The organism is Candidatus Pelagibacter sp. HIMB1506, assembly GCF_052047935.1.
Classification (GTDB): domain Bacteria; phylum Pseudomonadota; class Alphaproteobacteria; order Pelagibacterales; family Pelagibacteraceae; genus Pelagibacter.
Genome location: NZ_JBNAIS010000001.1, coordinates 336,631 through 349,929, shown reverse-complemented (window position 1 = coordinate 349,929; position 13,299 = coordinate 336,631). Strand labels below are relative to the sequence as shown.

General features: G+C 28.1%; 16 protein-coding genes. 9 read left to right on the top strand and 7 right to left on the bottom strand.

The annotated features are described in order from the left end of the window. From ACTTA8_RS01805 to speD, 4 genes are read right to left on the bottom strand one after another with little or no spacing between them, the layout of a single operon-like run. The gene (locus ACTTA8_RS01805; RefSeq protein ID WP_440654004.1) at positions 1-678 is read right to left on the bottom strand and encodes an ABC transporter permease; all 678 of its coding nucleotides are present in this window, start codon (positions 676-678) and stop codon (positions 1-3) included. Further along, positions 678-1,370, bottom strand: a complete 693-nt coding sequence (locus ACTTA8_RS01800; protein WP_440654002.1) for an ABC transporter permease — start codon at positions 1,368-1,370, stop codon at positions 678-680. Before ACTTA8_RS01800 ends, ACTTA8_RS01805 begins: the two co-directional genes overlap by 1 nt. 44 nt (positions 1,371-1,414) lie before the next feature. After that, positions 1,415-2,266 (bottom strand): transporter substrate-binding domain-containing protein, encoded by an 852-nt coding sequence (locus ACTTA8_RS01795; RefSeq protein WP_440654000.1) that lies wholly within the window; start codon positions 2,264-2,266, stop codon positions 1,415-1,417. A 57-nt stretch (positions 2,267-2,323) separates the two neighbouring features. Next, positions 2,324-3,364 (bottom strand): adenosylmethionine decarboxylase, encoded by a 1,041-nt coding sequence (gene speD / locus ACTTA8_RS01790; protein WP_440653999.1) that lies wholly within the window; start codon positions 3,362-3,364, stop codon positions 2,324-2,326. 86 nt (positions 3,365-3,450) lie between these two features. On the opposite strand from speD, the gene ACTTA8_RS01785 reads away from it, so the two are divergent. After that, a complete protein-coding gene (locus ACTTA8_RS01785; protein ID WP_440653998.1) occupies positions 3,451-5,484 on the top strand; it encodes a bifunctional aldolase/short-chain dehydrogenase in 2,034 nt (677 codons plus the stop codon). 1 nt (position 5,485) lies between these two features. On the opposite strand, the gene mtnA is transcribed toward ACTTA8_RS01785, so the two are convergent. Beyond that, complete coding sequence (gene mtnA, locus ACTTA8_RS01780; RefSeq protein WP_440653997.1) at positions 5,486-6,556, bottom strand: S-methyl-5-thioribose-1-phosphate isomerase; 1,071 nt, start codon at positions 6,554-6,556, stop codon at positions 5,486-5,488. Next, positions 6,553-7,425 carry an S-methyl-5'-thioadenosine phosphorylase gene (locus ACTTA8_RS01775; RefSeq protein WP_440653995.1) on the bottom strand — a complete coding sequence of 291 codons (873 nt, stop codon included), beginning with the start codon at positions 7,423-7,425 and terminating at the stop codon, positions 6,553-6,555. The genes mtnA and ACTTA8_RS01775 overlap by 4 nt, the downstream gene beginning before the upstream one ends. A 33-nt stretch (positions 7,426-7,458) precedes the next feature. Between ACTTA8_RS01775 and ACTTA8_RS01770 the strand changes: the two genes are divergently transcribed. Beyond that, positions 7,459-7,986 carry an adenine phosphoribosyltransferase gene (locus ACTTA8_RS01770; protein ID WP_440653994.1) on the top strand — a complete coding sequence of 176 codons (528 nt, stop codon included), beginning with the start codon at positions 7,459-7,461 and terminating at the stop codon, positions 7,984-7,986. On the opposite strand, the gene ACTTA8_RS01765 is transcribed toward ACTTA8_RS01770, so the two are convergent. Then, a complete protein-coding gene (locus tag ACTTA8_RS01765) occupies positions 7,983-8,858 on the bottom strand; it encodes a glycosyltransferase (RefSeq protein WP_440653993.1) in 876 nt (291 codons plus the stop codon). The genes ACTTA8_RS01770 and ACTTA8_RS01765 overlap by 4 nt on opposite strands. 68 nt (positions 8,859-8,926) lie before the next feature. Between ACTTA8_RS01765 and rfbB the strand changes: the two genes are divergently transcribed. The 7 genes from rfbB (at position 8,927) to ACTTA8_RS01730 (ending at position 13,287) form a co-directional block, all read left to right on the top strand. Continuing rightward, on the top strand, positions 8,927-9,943 hold the full coding sequence (gene rfbB / locus ACTTA8_RS01760) for a dTDP-glucose 4,6-dehydratase (RefSeq protein WP_440653992.1): 1,017 nt from the start codon (positions 8,927-8,929) through the stop codon (positions 9,941-9,943). Beyond that, on the top strand, positions 9,936-10,802 hold the full coding sequence (locus ACTTA8_RS01755; protein WP_440653991.1) for a sugar nucleotidyltransferase: 867 nt from the start codon (positions 9,936-9,938) through the stop codon (positions 10,800-10,802). The genes rfbB and ACTTA8_RS01755 overlap by 8 nt, the downstream gene beginning before the upstream one ends. Further along, on the top strand, positions 10,799-11,341 hold the full coding sequence (gene rfbC / locus ACTTA8_RS01750) for a dTDP-4-dehydrorhamnose 3,5-epimerase (protein WP_440653990.1): 543 nt from the start codon (positions 10,799-10,801) through the stop codon (positions 11,339-11,341). Before ACTTA8_RS01755 ends, rfbC begins: the two co-directional genes overlap by 4 nt. 250 nt (positions 11,342-11,591) lie before the next feature. Beyond that, positions 11,592-11,888, top strand: a complete 297-nt coding sequence (locus tag ACTTA8_RS01745) for an EF-hand domain-containing protein (protein ID WP_440614225.1) — start codon at positions 11,592-11,594, stop codon at positions 11,886-11,888. A 76-nt stretch (positions 11,889-11,964) separates the two neighbouring features. Then, positions 11,965-12,513, top strand: a complete 549-nt coding sequence (locus ACTTA8_RS01740) for a sigma-70 family RNA polymerase sigma factor (RefSeq protein WP_440614224.1) — start codon at positions 11,965-11,967, stop codon at positions 12,511-12,513. 16 nt (positions 12,514-12,529) lie between these two features. Continuing rightward, positions 12,530-12,859 (top strand): hypothetical protein, encoded by a 330-nt coding sequence (locus ACTTA8_RS01735; protein WP_440614223.1) that lies wholly within the window; start codon positions 12,530-12,532, stop codon positions 12,857-12,859. Beyond that, positions 12,856-13,287: a hypothetical protein gene (locus ACTTA8_RS01730; protein ID WP_440614222.1), complete on the top strand. Its 432-nt coding sequence runs from the start codon at positions 12,856-12,858 to the stop codon at positions 13,285-13,287. Before ACTTA8_RS01735 ends, ACTTA8_RS01730 begins: the two co-directional genes overlap by 4 nt. Positions 13,288-13,299 lie beyond the last annotated feature (12 nt).

The window sequence follows — 13,299 nt, the reverse complement described above, 5'->3', positions numbered from 1 at the left end:
TTATTGTTGGTAGCTATATTTTTTTTCTAAATACTTAATCACATTATGAATAACGAAAGTCATAAACAAATATATTCCACCAGCTACAATAAATACTTCTATAGGCTTAAATGTTGTTGATATAATGTATTTTGCAACACCCGTTAAGTCCATTAGTGTTACTGTGCTTGCTAATGAAGTACCTTTCATCATTAAAATTATTTCATTTCCATATGCAGGAAGTGATTGTCTGATCGCAATAGGTATTTGAATTTTATAAAATATAATTTTATTTGAAATACCTAAACTTTTTCCGGCTTCAATAACTCCAGGTTTTATAGTTTGAAATGCAGATCTTAATATTTCAGAAGTGTATGCGCCAGTATTTAATGTAAAAGCAATTATTGCACACCAATAAGGTTCTTTTAAAACAACCCATAAAAATGTTGATCTTAAATATTCAATTTGTCCTAACCCAAAATAAATAATAAAAATTTGAACTAATAAAGGAGTACCCCTAAAAACATAAGAGTATACGTAAGCAAACTTATTGATAAATACATTTTTGTTTAATCTCAAAATTGCAAAAAACAATCCAAGAAATAATCCAAAAAATAAAGAAGCTGATAAAAGTTTTAAAGTAATAACAGTTGCTCCTAATAGTTTTGGAAAACTAGCGATCATTAAATCAAAATCCATTAATAACCCCTACTGTATTTCACTTCTAATTTATTAATTAGCTTCATACTTATGTAAGTGAGCATTAAATATAAAACTGCTGCAAAAGAATAAAAAAATAATGGATCTCTTGTAGATCCTGCAGCAATATAAGATTGTCTCATGATTTCGACCAAACCAGTCACAGATATCAAAGAAGTATCCTTTAAAGTAATTTGCCAAACATTGCTTAAATTTGGAATTGCCAGTCTCAACATTTGTGGAAGAATTATTTTATAGAATTGGCCAAATTTGCTTACACCTAAAACTTTTGCGGCCTCGAACTGTCCCTTATCAATCGATTGAATGGCTCCTCTAAAAACTTCTGTTGAGTAAGCCCCTGAAATTATGCCAATAGCAACAGCGCCAGTAATAAATGCATTAATCTCTATATATTCGTAATAACCAAATATTGATGCAACATACATTATTGCACCACTCCCACCAAAAAATAATAAATATATAACTAATAATTCTGGTACACCTCTAATTACTGTGGTGTAGAAATTTCCAAAAAAGTTTAGTGTTTTATATTTTGAAAGTTTAAGAGGAGTAAAAATTAAAGCAAAAAGGAAGCCAACTAACATTGCTGTAACAGATACAGCAACAGTCATTAAAGTTGCGTAAAATAACTCGTCACCCCAACCTGTTTTTCCAAATGCAAGAAGTTCCATATAGACTGGCGACTATATATTATAGTCGCCAAATCCAAAATTAATTACATAGAAGCGTCGAAACCAAAATGTTTAATTGCAAGTTTGCTAATTATTCCTTGTTTTCTAGCTTTGTTAATAGCTTTATTGAAATCTTTTAAGATTTTAGCGTCTCTTTTTCCAATAGCGCTATCACTGGCTTGTCTGATTCCAACACCAACTCCATTTCCAAATGCACCACCTGAAAAAGTTGGTCCAACTAAAACAACTGGCTTACCAGATTTATCAGCATAATCTGTAAACGCTACAGCTGCAGCGAGTGCAACATCACATCTTCCAGAAGTTAAATCTAAGTTTACCTCATCTTGAGTTTTGTAAGTTCTAACATTCACACTTCCAACATCACCAGACTCTAAAAAGTTTTGGTGAATTGTACCTGTTTGCGTACATACAGTTTTCCCAGATAGAGCATCAGTTAAAGTTTTAAGTGCTTTTTTAACACTAGAACCACCTAAAGATAAATTTATACCTTCTGGTGTATCCATGCCTTCTAAACTTGAACCTTTCATTACAGCTAGAGATGCAACTTCATCAGCATAGCCTTGTGAGAAAGTAATTGTTTTCTTTCTTTCATCAGTAATAGACATACCGGCCATGATTGCATCAAATTTTCTCATTACTAATGCAGGTATCATACCGTCCCAATCTTGCTCAACGATTGTACACTCATACTTCATAATTTTGCAAAGCTCTTGAGCTAGCTCAACCTCAAATCCAATTAAATTGCCAGAAGCATCTTTTGAATTCCATGGAGGATAAGCACCTTCAGTTCCAATTTTAATTTTCTCAGCAGAAACATTTCCGATGATTAAAAAAGAAGCTAGAACTGTTAAAATAGTTTTTTTGAATATATTCATATTTTCTCCTTTAATTGGAATAATTATTTCACAATTTTTAGAAAGAAAAAAGAAAAATTAATGATTTATTGAAGATGAAAAGTTCCAAGCACAATCAAAACTTGGTATATAAACTCTAGATAATTTGGCATTACCAAAATTTTGATTAAATACATTTAACCAGTTATCAACTTGCTTAGGTTTTTTATCCTGACTTCCAACTTGAGCTGTAATCACACCTTTTGGTTTTAATATTCTCACCAATGAGTCCATATTTTTTGCTGCTAGGTCTATGCAAAACTGATCATCATTTAGATCTACAAAAATATGATCGTAAGTATCGTCAGCAACAGATTTAATACTTTCAAATGCATCTCCCCATACACATTTGACTGAATTTTTTTCTGTAGCTTTTTTTCCAATATCACCAAGATGTTTATTACAAACATCCACAACTTCTGGATCTAACTCATACCAATCAATAAAATTAAAATTTTTAGAAATACATTCTCTTGCAACTCCCCCATCTCCACCTCCGATGATAGCTGCTCTTTCATTATCTTTGTTTAAATTTAATCCTGAGCCAACAAATGTTGAGCTGTATAAATGTTCATCAGTTGCAGCAACTTGAATTTCACCATCTATAAATAATGATTTTCCAAACTGCTCAAGATCTAAAATTTCAATATGTTGACCAACTTTAGATTTAAAATCTTCTAAAACATCATTTACGACATAAGATTTTTGTAAACCTGGAGAGCTATAAATGTCATGATAAAGTGATTTTGTATCTCTATTAAATTCTTTTTTAACAATTCTTATGTGCTCAAATTCTTTTTTAATTATATCTATTGCAACTGAAGGGTTCACTTTTCCACAAGTAAAAAAATCAAAACTAATTATTCCTTTTTCAGGAAATGTATGAAAACTGATATGACTTTCTGCAAGAAGAGCTAATATTGTAAATCCTTGTGGTTCAAATTTATATTTTGAAATATTTAAAATTGTAACCTTTGCAGCTTTTGCAATTTCATGAATTGCTCTTTCAAATACTGAAGGATCGTATTCTTTTGCAGTCCCAATTATATCTAAAGTTATATGTTCGCCTACTTTTGTCATTTTGCTGATTAGTTGAAACTTACTAGTGGTATTTTTTGCTTCTTTCAATCAAAAAACTATTATAATACTTAGCAGAGGTTGAAACAGTGAAAAACAATTGGTCGAATTCAGAAGCTCAAAAATATATTAAAAAGTACAAGAAACTTGGTCATTCTAAAGATATGGCTCTAAGAGTTTACACTACAAGATTATTGGGAAGAAACAGTGAGTTAGTGCTTCACGGAGGTGGTAATACATCTGTAAAAACATCAATTAAGGACATTGATGGTAAAAATTATGATGTACTTTGTGTAAAAGGAAGTGGTTGGGATATGGCTGAAATAGAACCAGCAGGATTACCAGCTGTAAAACTAAATCCACTATTGGCGTTAAAAAATAAAAAATATTTAAGCGATGAGGACATGGTTGCATATCAAAAAAGAAATTTAATAAATATTAAATCTCCAAACCCGTCTGTTGAAACTTTTTTACATGCATTTCTACCTTTTAAGTTTGTGGATCATACTCACTCTGACGCAATAATGGATATAACTAATAGATCTAACGGAAAAGAACTTTGTAAGAAAATTTTTGGACCAAAAGTTAGTATAGTTCCTTATGTGATGCCAGGATTTGGTTTAGCGCAAAAAATTAATGAAGTTTATAAAAATAATCCGAATATTGATTGCCTAATTTTATTAAATCATGGAATATTTACTTTTGATGATGATGCCAAAAAATCTTATGACTTAATGATTAAATATGTATCGATAGCTGAAAAAACTATTAAAAAATTAAAGAGAAAAAAAATTAAACAAATTAAAAATTATAATTTTAGATTTAAGCCTCATGAAATTGCACCAATTTTAAGAGGATTGCTATCAGAAAATAAAGATCAAAAATTTATCTTAAATTATAGATCAAATAAAAATCTAAATTATTTTATTAATGGTAAAGATGTCAAAAGATACTCTAGTATAGGAACTGCAACACCTGATCATGTTATTAGAGTAAAACCATTTCCATTAGTTATTAGTCCAAAAGAAAATTCTTCAATTGAAGATTTTAAAAAGCTAGCTGAGAAAAGTTTTAAAGATTACAGAATAAAGTATGTGAGATATTTCAATACCAATAAGAAAAAAGTAAAAGGTAAGAAAACTATGCTGGATACTTCGCCAAGAGTAATTTTGGTGCAAAATATTGGATTGTTTAGCGTAGGAGATAGTCTTAAGGCATCTAAAATAGCTGGAGATTTAACCGAAACAAACGCAAGAGTCATTTCATCAGTTGAGGAAACTACAAAATACAAGTTTATTCCAGAAAAAGATTTATTTGATGTTGAATATTGGTCTTTAGAACAAGCTAAAATTAAAAAAGCTAAAAAAAATCTTCAAGGAAACGTTGTTGTAATTACTGGAGGATTTGGTGCAATTGGTACAGCAACTTATAAACTTTTTAAAAGTTATGGCGCTGAAATTGTTCTCTTAGATTATGACGCAAAAAAAGTTATAGAAATGCAAAGTAAAATTTCAGATCTTTGTTTGCATTGTGATGTAAGAAATAAAAATAGTGTTAAAGCTGCTTTTAAAAAAATAAACGAAATATATGGTGGTATTGATATTCTAATTTCTAATGCTGGGACTGCAATTGGTGGATCTATAGCGGAAGTAGATGATAAAATATTAAGAGAAAGCTTTGAGGATAATTTCTTTTCTCACCAAAATTGTGCATCAGAAACAATTAAAATAATGAAAAAACAAAATATTCAAGGATGCTTATTATTTAATATTTCAAAACAATCAGTAAATCCTGGAAAAAATTTTGGTCCTTATGGTCTTCCAAAAACTGCTTTGTTAAGTTTATGTAAGCAATATGCATTAGATTATGGTTCTCTTGGAATAAGATCAAATGGTGTAAATGCTGATAGGATTAGGAGTGGATTGCTTAATGATGGAATGATTAAATCTCGTGCAAAAGCTAGAGAAGTTTCTACTGATGAATATATGAGAGGAAACTTGCTTTTAAATGAAGTAAAAGCTGAAGATGTTGCTAAAGCATTTTTTCATTTAGCGGTTTCAAAAAAAACTACTGGTGCAGTTTTGACTGTAGATGGTGGTAATATTGCAGCTTCTCTTAGATAATTTATTTAAATAATTTTTCTAATCCCTCTGAAGAAGCTTTAGAAATACCTCTTTCAGTGATCAATCCAGTTACATATTTAGCGGGTGTTACATCAAAAGCTAAATTCATAGCCTTACTTTTCTTCGGATAAATCAAAACTTTTTTAAATTCATTGTTTTCATCAATACCCTCTACATGAGATAACTCCTCAGAGTTTCTTTCCTCAATTGGAATGTCTTTTGCATCTTTAATATTCCAATCGATAGTTGAACTTGGGAGTGCAACATAAAAAGGAACATTATTATCATGTGCAGCTAAAGCTTTTAGATAAGTTCCAATTTTATTACACACGTCTCCATTTGATAAAGTTCTATCTGTTCCAACAATACACATGTCAACTTCGCCTCTTTGCATTAAAATACCACCTGTATTATCAGCAATAATTGTATTTGGAATTTCTTCCTGATTTAGCTCATATGAGGTTAAATTTGCACCTTGGTTTCTTGGTCTTGTTTCATCTACCCAGACATGAACTGGAATTCCTTTTTTATGAGCATGATAAATCGGTGAAGTTGCTGTACCCCAATTAATTGTTGCTAACCATCCTGCATTGCAATGAGTTAAAATATTTACTGTACTTTTTTTCTTATTATAAATTTCTTCTATTATTCTTAATCCATTAATACCTATATTTTCACAAAACTTTTCATCTTCATCACATATTTCTTTAGCTTCCTTTAAAGCTATATCTAAAATTTGATCACTATCGATGCCAGATAATTTTTTCATCATACGATCAACTGCCCATTTTAAATTAATTGCTGTAGGCCTTGATTGAATTAATTCTTCTGCACTTTTATTAATAAACTCTTTCTCAGTACTTTCTTGAATAGCTAATACTATCCCGTAAGCAGCAGTTCCCCCTATTAAGGGAGCGCCTCTAACCTCCATGACTTTTATTGCATTAATTGCATCAATTATTGATTTAAGATCTTTAATTACAAATTGATGAGGAAGTTTTGTTTGATCAATTATTTTTACTATTTTATCCTCGTACCATATAGTTCGATATTCTTTTCCTTGAATTTTCATTTAATCAAAACTCTACCAGCAACTGTTTTTAACTTATCTAATGTTTTTTGGGTTCGTTTTTCTGGAGCTGTAATAATAGCCACATCTAAACAATTATTAGTTGGGTCATTTGGATCTATATGACTTTCAAAATTATCAATTAAATTTTTAATCATAATTTTTGCTTTTTCAGCATTTCCTAATAAAACTTTTATAACTTGTTGAACATCAACATTTTCATGATCTGGGTGCCAACAATCAAAATCTGTCACCATTGAAACTGATGCATATCTGATTTCAGCTTCTCTAGCTAGTTTTGCTTCAGGCATATTAGTCATACCAATTACATCAGCTTTCCAAGATCTATATAAATTAGATTCAGCTAATGTTGAAAATTGAGGGCCTTCCATGACAACATAAGTTCCATTTCTTTGATAATCTATTTTAGATTTTTTAATTGCATCTTCACAAGCATTCATTAGTCCATTTGATGTGGGATGTGCCATCGATACATGGGCAACAATTTCGTCATCAAAAAAAGTTTTTACTCGTGCAAAAGTTCTGTCAATAAATTGATTTACAATAACAAACTTTCCAGGTGGCAAATCTTCTTTTAAAGATCCTACGGCCGAAACTGAAACAATATCAGTAACACCTAATTTTTTTAATGCAGCAATGTTCGCTCTAAAATTTATATTTGAAGGAGAAATAAAATGTCCTCTTCCATGTCGAGGTAAAAAATAAACTTCTTTATTGTTATAATTAGTTTTTAAAATTTGATCAGATGGTTTACCCCAAGGAGTAATGATTTCTAACAACTCTCTATTAGTAAATTCTTCAACATCATAAAGACCACTTCCACCTATTATTGCTAATTTATTTGTTGTCATATTTTAAAATACACTTATTTATAATTAAGTATTATGAATTTAAAAGATTATATTAGATCAATTCCTGATTATCCTAAAAAAGGTATTTTATTTAGAGATATAACTACTCTTATTAAAAACGAGAAAGCTTTTGCAGAAACTATCAATCAAATTATAGAAAGATCAAAAAAATACAAAATTGATAAAATTGCTGCAATAGAATCTAGAGGCTTCGTATTTGCTTCTGCAGTTTCTTTCATCCTTAAAAAACCTTTTATAATGTTAAGAAAAAAAAATAAATTACCAGCTGAAGTGCATTCTGTAGATTTTGAATTAGAATACGGAACTGCGACTATAGAGGTTCATAAAGATTCTATTTTAAAAGAAGAATCTGTTTTAATAATTGATGACTTAATTGCAACTGGAGGCACTGCAGAAGCTGCTGCAAAATTAGTAGAAATGTGTGAAGCTAATGTTTCGGCTTTTGTGTTTGTAATTAATTTATTTGATTTAGGTGGATCAGATAATTTAATTAAAAAAAATTATAAAGTAGAAAATTTAGTTGATTTCCCTGGACACTAACTCTTGATTTTGGGTCTATAAAAAGAATTATTCCCAACCAATGCATTTACAAAACCTGACATTCTTTGAAAGTAAATATATTTTTTTTTTTTATTAATAAAAAAATAAATTAGATATTTAAATAACGCTGAAACAAATGTTGGAACTCCACCTTTAAGAGCATTAATTGTTCCATAATGTTTTTTATTAAAATAAAATTTTGACCAAATCCAATGCCAGTTTCTAGAAAGCTCAATTTCATATTCATGTTTTGAGTCAACAGCCTTGCCACCTAAATGATAAACTTTAGATGATGGAATCATATAAATTTCTTCATTGATATCCCTAATCCTTTTGCAAATATCATCATTTTCAAGATACATAAAAATTTTTTCGTCAAAATAATAAAAATTCTTAAATTGGTTTAGTCTTTTAATATTAAATAGCATAGCGTAACCATCAACACTTAATACTTTGAATGGTTTGTTTTTTTTAATTATATGATTTTTGTCGAGCTTATAATTTGGATAATTTAAATTTTTTGAAATTGGTGCAATTAAAGCAAAAGTTTCCAACTGTTTAGAGGCATTTATTAATTCATCAATAGTATTTTTATCTAAAATTACATCAGGATTTAAAATAAAAGCAAAATCGGTTTTGATGTGCTTGAAGCCTAAATTATTACCTGAGCCCATTCCTAAATTATTTTTAGATAAAATACATTCTACATTTGCATGTTTTTTTTCTATCATTTTCTTAAAATACTCATCATTAGCGTTGTCAACTATAAGAATTTTAATATCTTCAGGAATATTTTTTAAACATTGTTCAATAACTTTTTCACTCCTGTAAGTAACTATTATTATTGATAAATTTTGTCTTGATATATTCATTTTGTCTAAATATTAAATATACTAATACTTTTTACTAATGTAAAAAATAATTAAATATAAACAAAAAAATGAAAAAAATATTTGTAACTGGGGGTCTTGGATTTATTGGTAGCAATCTTATTGGCTTGTTACTTAAAAAAAAATATTATGTTATAAATATAGATAAAGTAACATATTCATCTAACAACTATAATGTAAAAGAATATAAAAACTCTAAAAATTATAAATTTATTAAATGTGATATCAAGAATAAAAAATTTAAGAAACTTTTATTTAAATATAAACCTGATTGCATTTTTAATTTAGCCGCAGAAACGCATGTTGATAGATCAATAGATAATCCTGAAAACTTTATTCAAAGCAATATAGTTGGAGTATATAAATTGCTTGAGTATTTTAAAGCTTATTCATTTAAAAATAACTCAAAGCTAATACATATCTCTACTGATGAAGTTTATGGTGATATTCTGAAAGGAAGAACATCTGAAAAATATCCCTACAATCCAAGCTCACCTTATGCTGCTAGTAAAGCTAGTTCAGATCATTTAGTTAGATCTTATTTTAGAACATACAAACTTCCTGTGATAGTTACAAATTGTTCAAATAATTATGGACCTAAACAACATCCTGAAAAATTAATACCAAAATTAATTTATAATATAATCAATGATTTACCTTTGCCAATTTATGGAAATGGTAAAAATTCAAGAGAATGGATTTATGTTGATGATCATTGTGAGGCATTAATTAAAATTTTTGAAAAAGGTAAAATTGGTGAATTTTACAATATTGGATCAAATAAAAATTTGAACAACCTACAAATTACTGGGGAACTTTTAAAAATGTCCAAAAAATTCATACAACTTGGAAAAAATGTTAAAATTAATTTTGTTAAAGATCGACCTGGTCACGATATAAGATATGCATTAAATAGCAGTAAACTTAAAAAGGATTTAAAATGGAAACCTAAAGTTTCATTTAGAAATGGAATTAATTTAACTTTAAAATGGTACTATAATAATAAATCTTATTATAAATCATTATCAAAAAAAGATATCGTAAAAAGACTGGGAAATCATGATTAAAAAAGGAATAATTTTGTCTGGAGGTATGGGAACTAGAATGAGTCCGTTAACAAAAGCAGTTAACAAACAACTTCTTCCAATTTACGATAAACCTTTAATTTTTTACCCATTATCAATATTCATGTTAGCTAAAATAAAAGAGGTTTTGATAATAGTAAATAAAGGACAGTTGGATCAATATAAAAAAATTATTCCAGATGGAAATCGATTGGGAATGAAAATATCATATAAAGAGCAAGATAAACCAAGAGGCTTACCTGATGCTTTTATATTAGGTGAAAATTTTATTAATAAAGACAAGGTTGCAATGATACTTGGAGATAATTTTTTTTACGGTCAATCCCTAACAAAAATTCTTGATAATTGTGTTAAATTGCAAAAAGGTGCGAAGGTGCTTTTACACAAAGTAGCTAATCCTGAAAATTTTGGCGTTGCAATTTTAAATAAAAAAAAAATTATTAAAATTCAAGAAAAACCTAAAAATTTTATATCCAATTACGCAATCACAGGACTTTATTTTTTTGATAATAAAGTAATAAAGTACGCAAAAAAATTAAAACCTTCGAAAAGAAACGAATTAGAAATTACAGACTTGTTAAACGAGTACAGAAAGCATAATAAATTATCAGCAGAATTAATTGGACGTGGTGGAGCATGGCTAGATACTGGATCTATAGAAGATTTTTATAAAACAAGCAATTTTGTATCAGTAATTGAAAACCAACAAGGTTTCAAAATTGCATGTTTAGAAGAAATTGCTTTTAATAATGGATGGATAAAGAAAAGTGATATCAAAAAATCTATTAAATTTTATGGTAACTGTAATTATTCAAAGTATTTAATGAAGATTATTTCGTGAAAACCTTAAATAAAAAATTTAAAGGCTTAATTTTAATCAAGAATAAATCTTTTCAAGATAACCGTGGTTATTTTAGAGAAATGGTAAGAGAGAACAAAATAAATAAAAGATTCCCTTTCCAAGTTATGTCTTTTTCCAAAAAGAATGTTGTACGTGGTATTCATATTCAAACCAATAAATCACAGGGAAAACTAATTACAGTAATTAAAGGTAAAATATTTGATGTTGCTGTTGATTTAAGATCAAAATCAAAAACATTTGGAAAATATTTTTCCTGTAAATTAAGTAGTGAAGACGCAAATTCTATTTATATTCCACCAGGTTTTGGTCACGGCTTTCAAGCATTAAGTAACGAAAATTATGTAGTCTATAGTTGTACTCATTATAGAGATAAATTTAGCGAAAAATCAGTAAATCCTAATGATGTTTCATTAAAAATAAAATGGCCATTGAAAAAAAAAATTCTTTCTGAGAAAGATAAAAATGCAATGTCTTTTGAGGAATATAAAGAAATTTTGAAAAAATCAAAAAATTGGTAGCGGGAAGTGGGATCGAACCACTGACCTCGGGCTTATGAGTCTATCGCCATGAACCCTTGAGCCTACCTCTAGAACAATTACTCCTGTAAATGCTCTCTTTCCTTTCTATGCATATTGAATCAAATTAAAGAATCTTAGTCAAGAACCAATGTCATTGGAGCACTATTGGAGCAATAAAAATTCGAGTACTTTTGAAGTTTATATCGTTTAAATCAATAAAGTTTAAAATTTATTTTAATAGGAGATAGAAATGATTGATTTAAAAAAAAAAATTATAAAAGTTCTAATTACTTTGATTATATCAACTACTTCATTTAGTGCATTAGCTCATGACGAGATTAATTTAAAAGGTAAATTTCAGAATATCGATGCTAATAATGATGAAACAATATCTTTAGAGGAGTTTAAAAATTTCGTACTAGAGAATAGAAGAATGAATAGATTAGAGAGAATATTTAATCGAATTGATAATAACTCTAATGGAGAAATAACAATCGAGGAACTAGAATTATTTCAAAAAAAATTTAGAGAAAATCAAAAATCTTAAATTTAATTTACAGATTTTGTTTAGATGTATTTATTAAATCTATTTAAATTATGGATAATAATTTAAAAATATTATCATGTCCTATGATTCAGAATCTGATTATATTTTGCTTAAAGAAATACAAAAAGGAAATCATTCTGCGTTTAGCAAACTTGTAAATATTTATACAACAAGATTTTATAGTATGGCTTATCGATATTTAAATAATCAACAGGATGCTGAAGACATAGTTCAAAAAGCATTTTTAAAATTGTGGAAAAACCCTTATTCTTGGACACCAGGTAAAGCAAAATTTACTACATGGTTTTCACGTGTAATAATCAATTTATGCCTAGATCAGCTAAAAAAAAGAAAACTAGTTAGCATATCTGAGAATTTTGAATTTATGGATCAATCAACACTTCAAATAGAAAAAATAATAAAGGAAGAAAGGAACATTTTAGTTCAAAAAGCTATTCAACAACTTCCCACAAGACAAAAAACTGCTCTAATTCTTTGTTTCCTCGAAGGCTATTCAAACAAAGAAGTAGCAACTATTCTAGAAACAACTGAAAAAGCTGTACAATCATTATTGTTAAGGGCAAAAGATTTTTTAAAGAGACAAATAGATATTACAAAATTATGATAGAAAATTAAATTTGATGCAAAACAAAAATTATAAAAACATAGATGCAATACTTAACAAACTTCAAGTAAAGCCTCATAGTAAAGATCTGGAAAAAAACATTATATATAAAGCTAAACAAATGAAACAGGGCAAATCATTTGTTTTTAATATTAATTATTTAATTGAAAGTTTTTCAGACAATTTACTTTTGCCATCAGCACGTCTTAATGCAGCAATTATTCTTATAGTTGGTTTTTTTGGAGGCATTATTGTTTCTAATTTATCAATACAAAATGAACTGCAATTAATTTTCAATGATAATTTTATAACAGAATTATTTTTTGATGAGGATATATCTATATGAATTACACTAAATATTTCCTAACATTTTCTATAATTTTAAATTTAGTCTTAATTGGTTTTATTATTGGTAATAAATTTAATACTAATTTCTTAAAAAAAGATAAATTTACAAATAATAAAATTGTTAAATTAATTTCAAAAACAGAATTGACTGAAGATAAAAAAGAAGAATTTATAGAACGAATTAAGAATTTAAAAATTTCAAAAAATCAAAAAAGAGAAGTTAGAAAATTGTGGCGAAATAAAATAAAGAAAATTATTGAGGCAGATGAATTCGATGAGGACGCACTCAAGGTATTATTAGAGAAACGAGCTAGTATTTTTGCAGATAACCGAGGAGAAGCAATTGATACAATAATTGACTTGCTAAATACGCTTTCTAAAAAAGATCGTATAAGAATATCTAAATTAATTCTTAAAACAGATTGAACTTAACCAATT

What these genes read in the sequence shown, in the direction of transcription:
- ACTTA8_RS01805 (WP_440654004.1), bottom strand. Translation starts at nt 678, where the DNA reads ATGGATTTTGATTTAATGATCGCTAGTTTTCCAAAACTATTAGGAGCA.
- ACTTA8_RS01800 (WP_440654002.1), bottom strand. Translation starts at nt 1,370, where the DNA reads ATGGAACTTCTTGCATTTGGAAAAACAGGTTGGGGTGACGAGTTATTT.
- ACTTA8_RS01795 (WP_440654000.1), bottom strand. Translation starts at nt 2,266, where the DNA reads ATGAATATATTCAAAAAAACTATTTTAACAGTTCTAGCTTCTTTTTTA.
- speD (WP_440653999.1), bottom strand. Translation starts at nt 3,364, where the DNA reads ATGACAAAAGTAGGCGAACATATAACTTTAGATATAATTGGGACTGCA.
- mtnA (WP_440653997.1), bottom strand. Translation starts at nt 6,556, where the DNA reads ATGAAAATTCAAGGAAAAGAATATCGAACTATATGGTACGAGGATAAA.
- ACTTA8_RS01775 (WP_440653995.1), bottom strand. Translation starts at nt 7,425, where the DNA reads ATGACAACAAATAAATTAGCAATAATAGGTGGAAGTGGTCTTTATGAT.
- ACTTA8_RS01770 (WP_440653994.1), top strand. Translation starts at nt 7,459, where the DNA reads ATGAATTTAAAAGATTATATTAGATCAATTCCTGATTATCCTAAAAAA.
- ACTTA8_RS01765 (WP_440653993.1), bottom strand. Translation starts at nt 8,858, where the DNA reads ATGAATATATCAAGACAAAATTTATCAATAATAATAGTTACTTACAGG.
- rfbB (WP_440653992.1), top strand. Translation starts at nt 8,927, where the DNA reads ATGAAAAAAATATTTGTAACTGGGGGTCTTGGATTTATTGGTAGCAAT.
- ACTTA8_RS01755 (WP_440653991.1), top strand. Translation starts at nt 9,936, where the DNA reads ATGATTAAAAAAGGAATAATTTTGTCTGGAGGTATGGGAACTAGAATG.
- ACTTA8_RS01745 (WP_440614225.1), top strand. Translation starts at nt 11,592, where the DNA reads ATGATTGATTTAAAAAAAAAAATTATAAAAGTTCTAATTACTTTGATT.
- ACTTA8_RS01740 (WP_440614224.1), top strand. Translation starts at nt 11,965, where the DNA reads ATGTCCTATGATTCAGAATCTGATTATATTTTGCTTAAAGAAATACAA.
- ACTTA8_RS01735 (WP_440614223.1), top strand. Translation starts at nt 12,530, where the DNA reads ATGCAAAACAAAAATTATAAAAACATAGATGCAATACTTAACAAACTT.
- ACTTA8_RS01730 (WP_440614222.1), top strand. Translation starts at nt 12,856, where the DNA reads ATGAATTACACTAAATATTTCCTAACATTTTCTATAATTTTAAATTTA.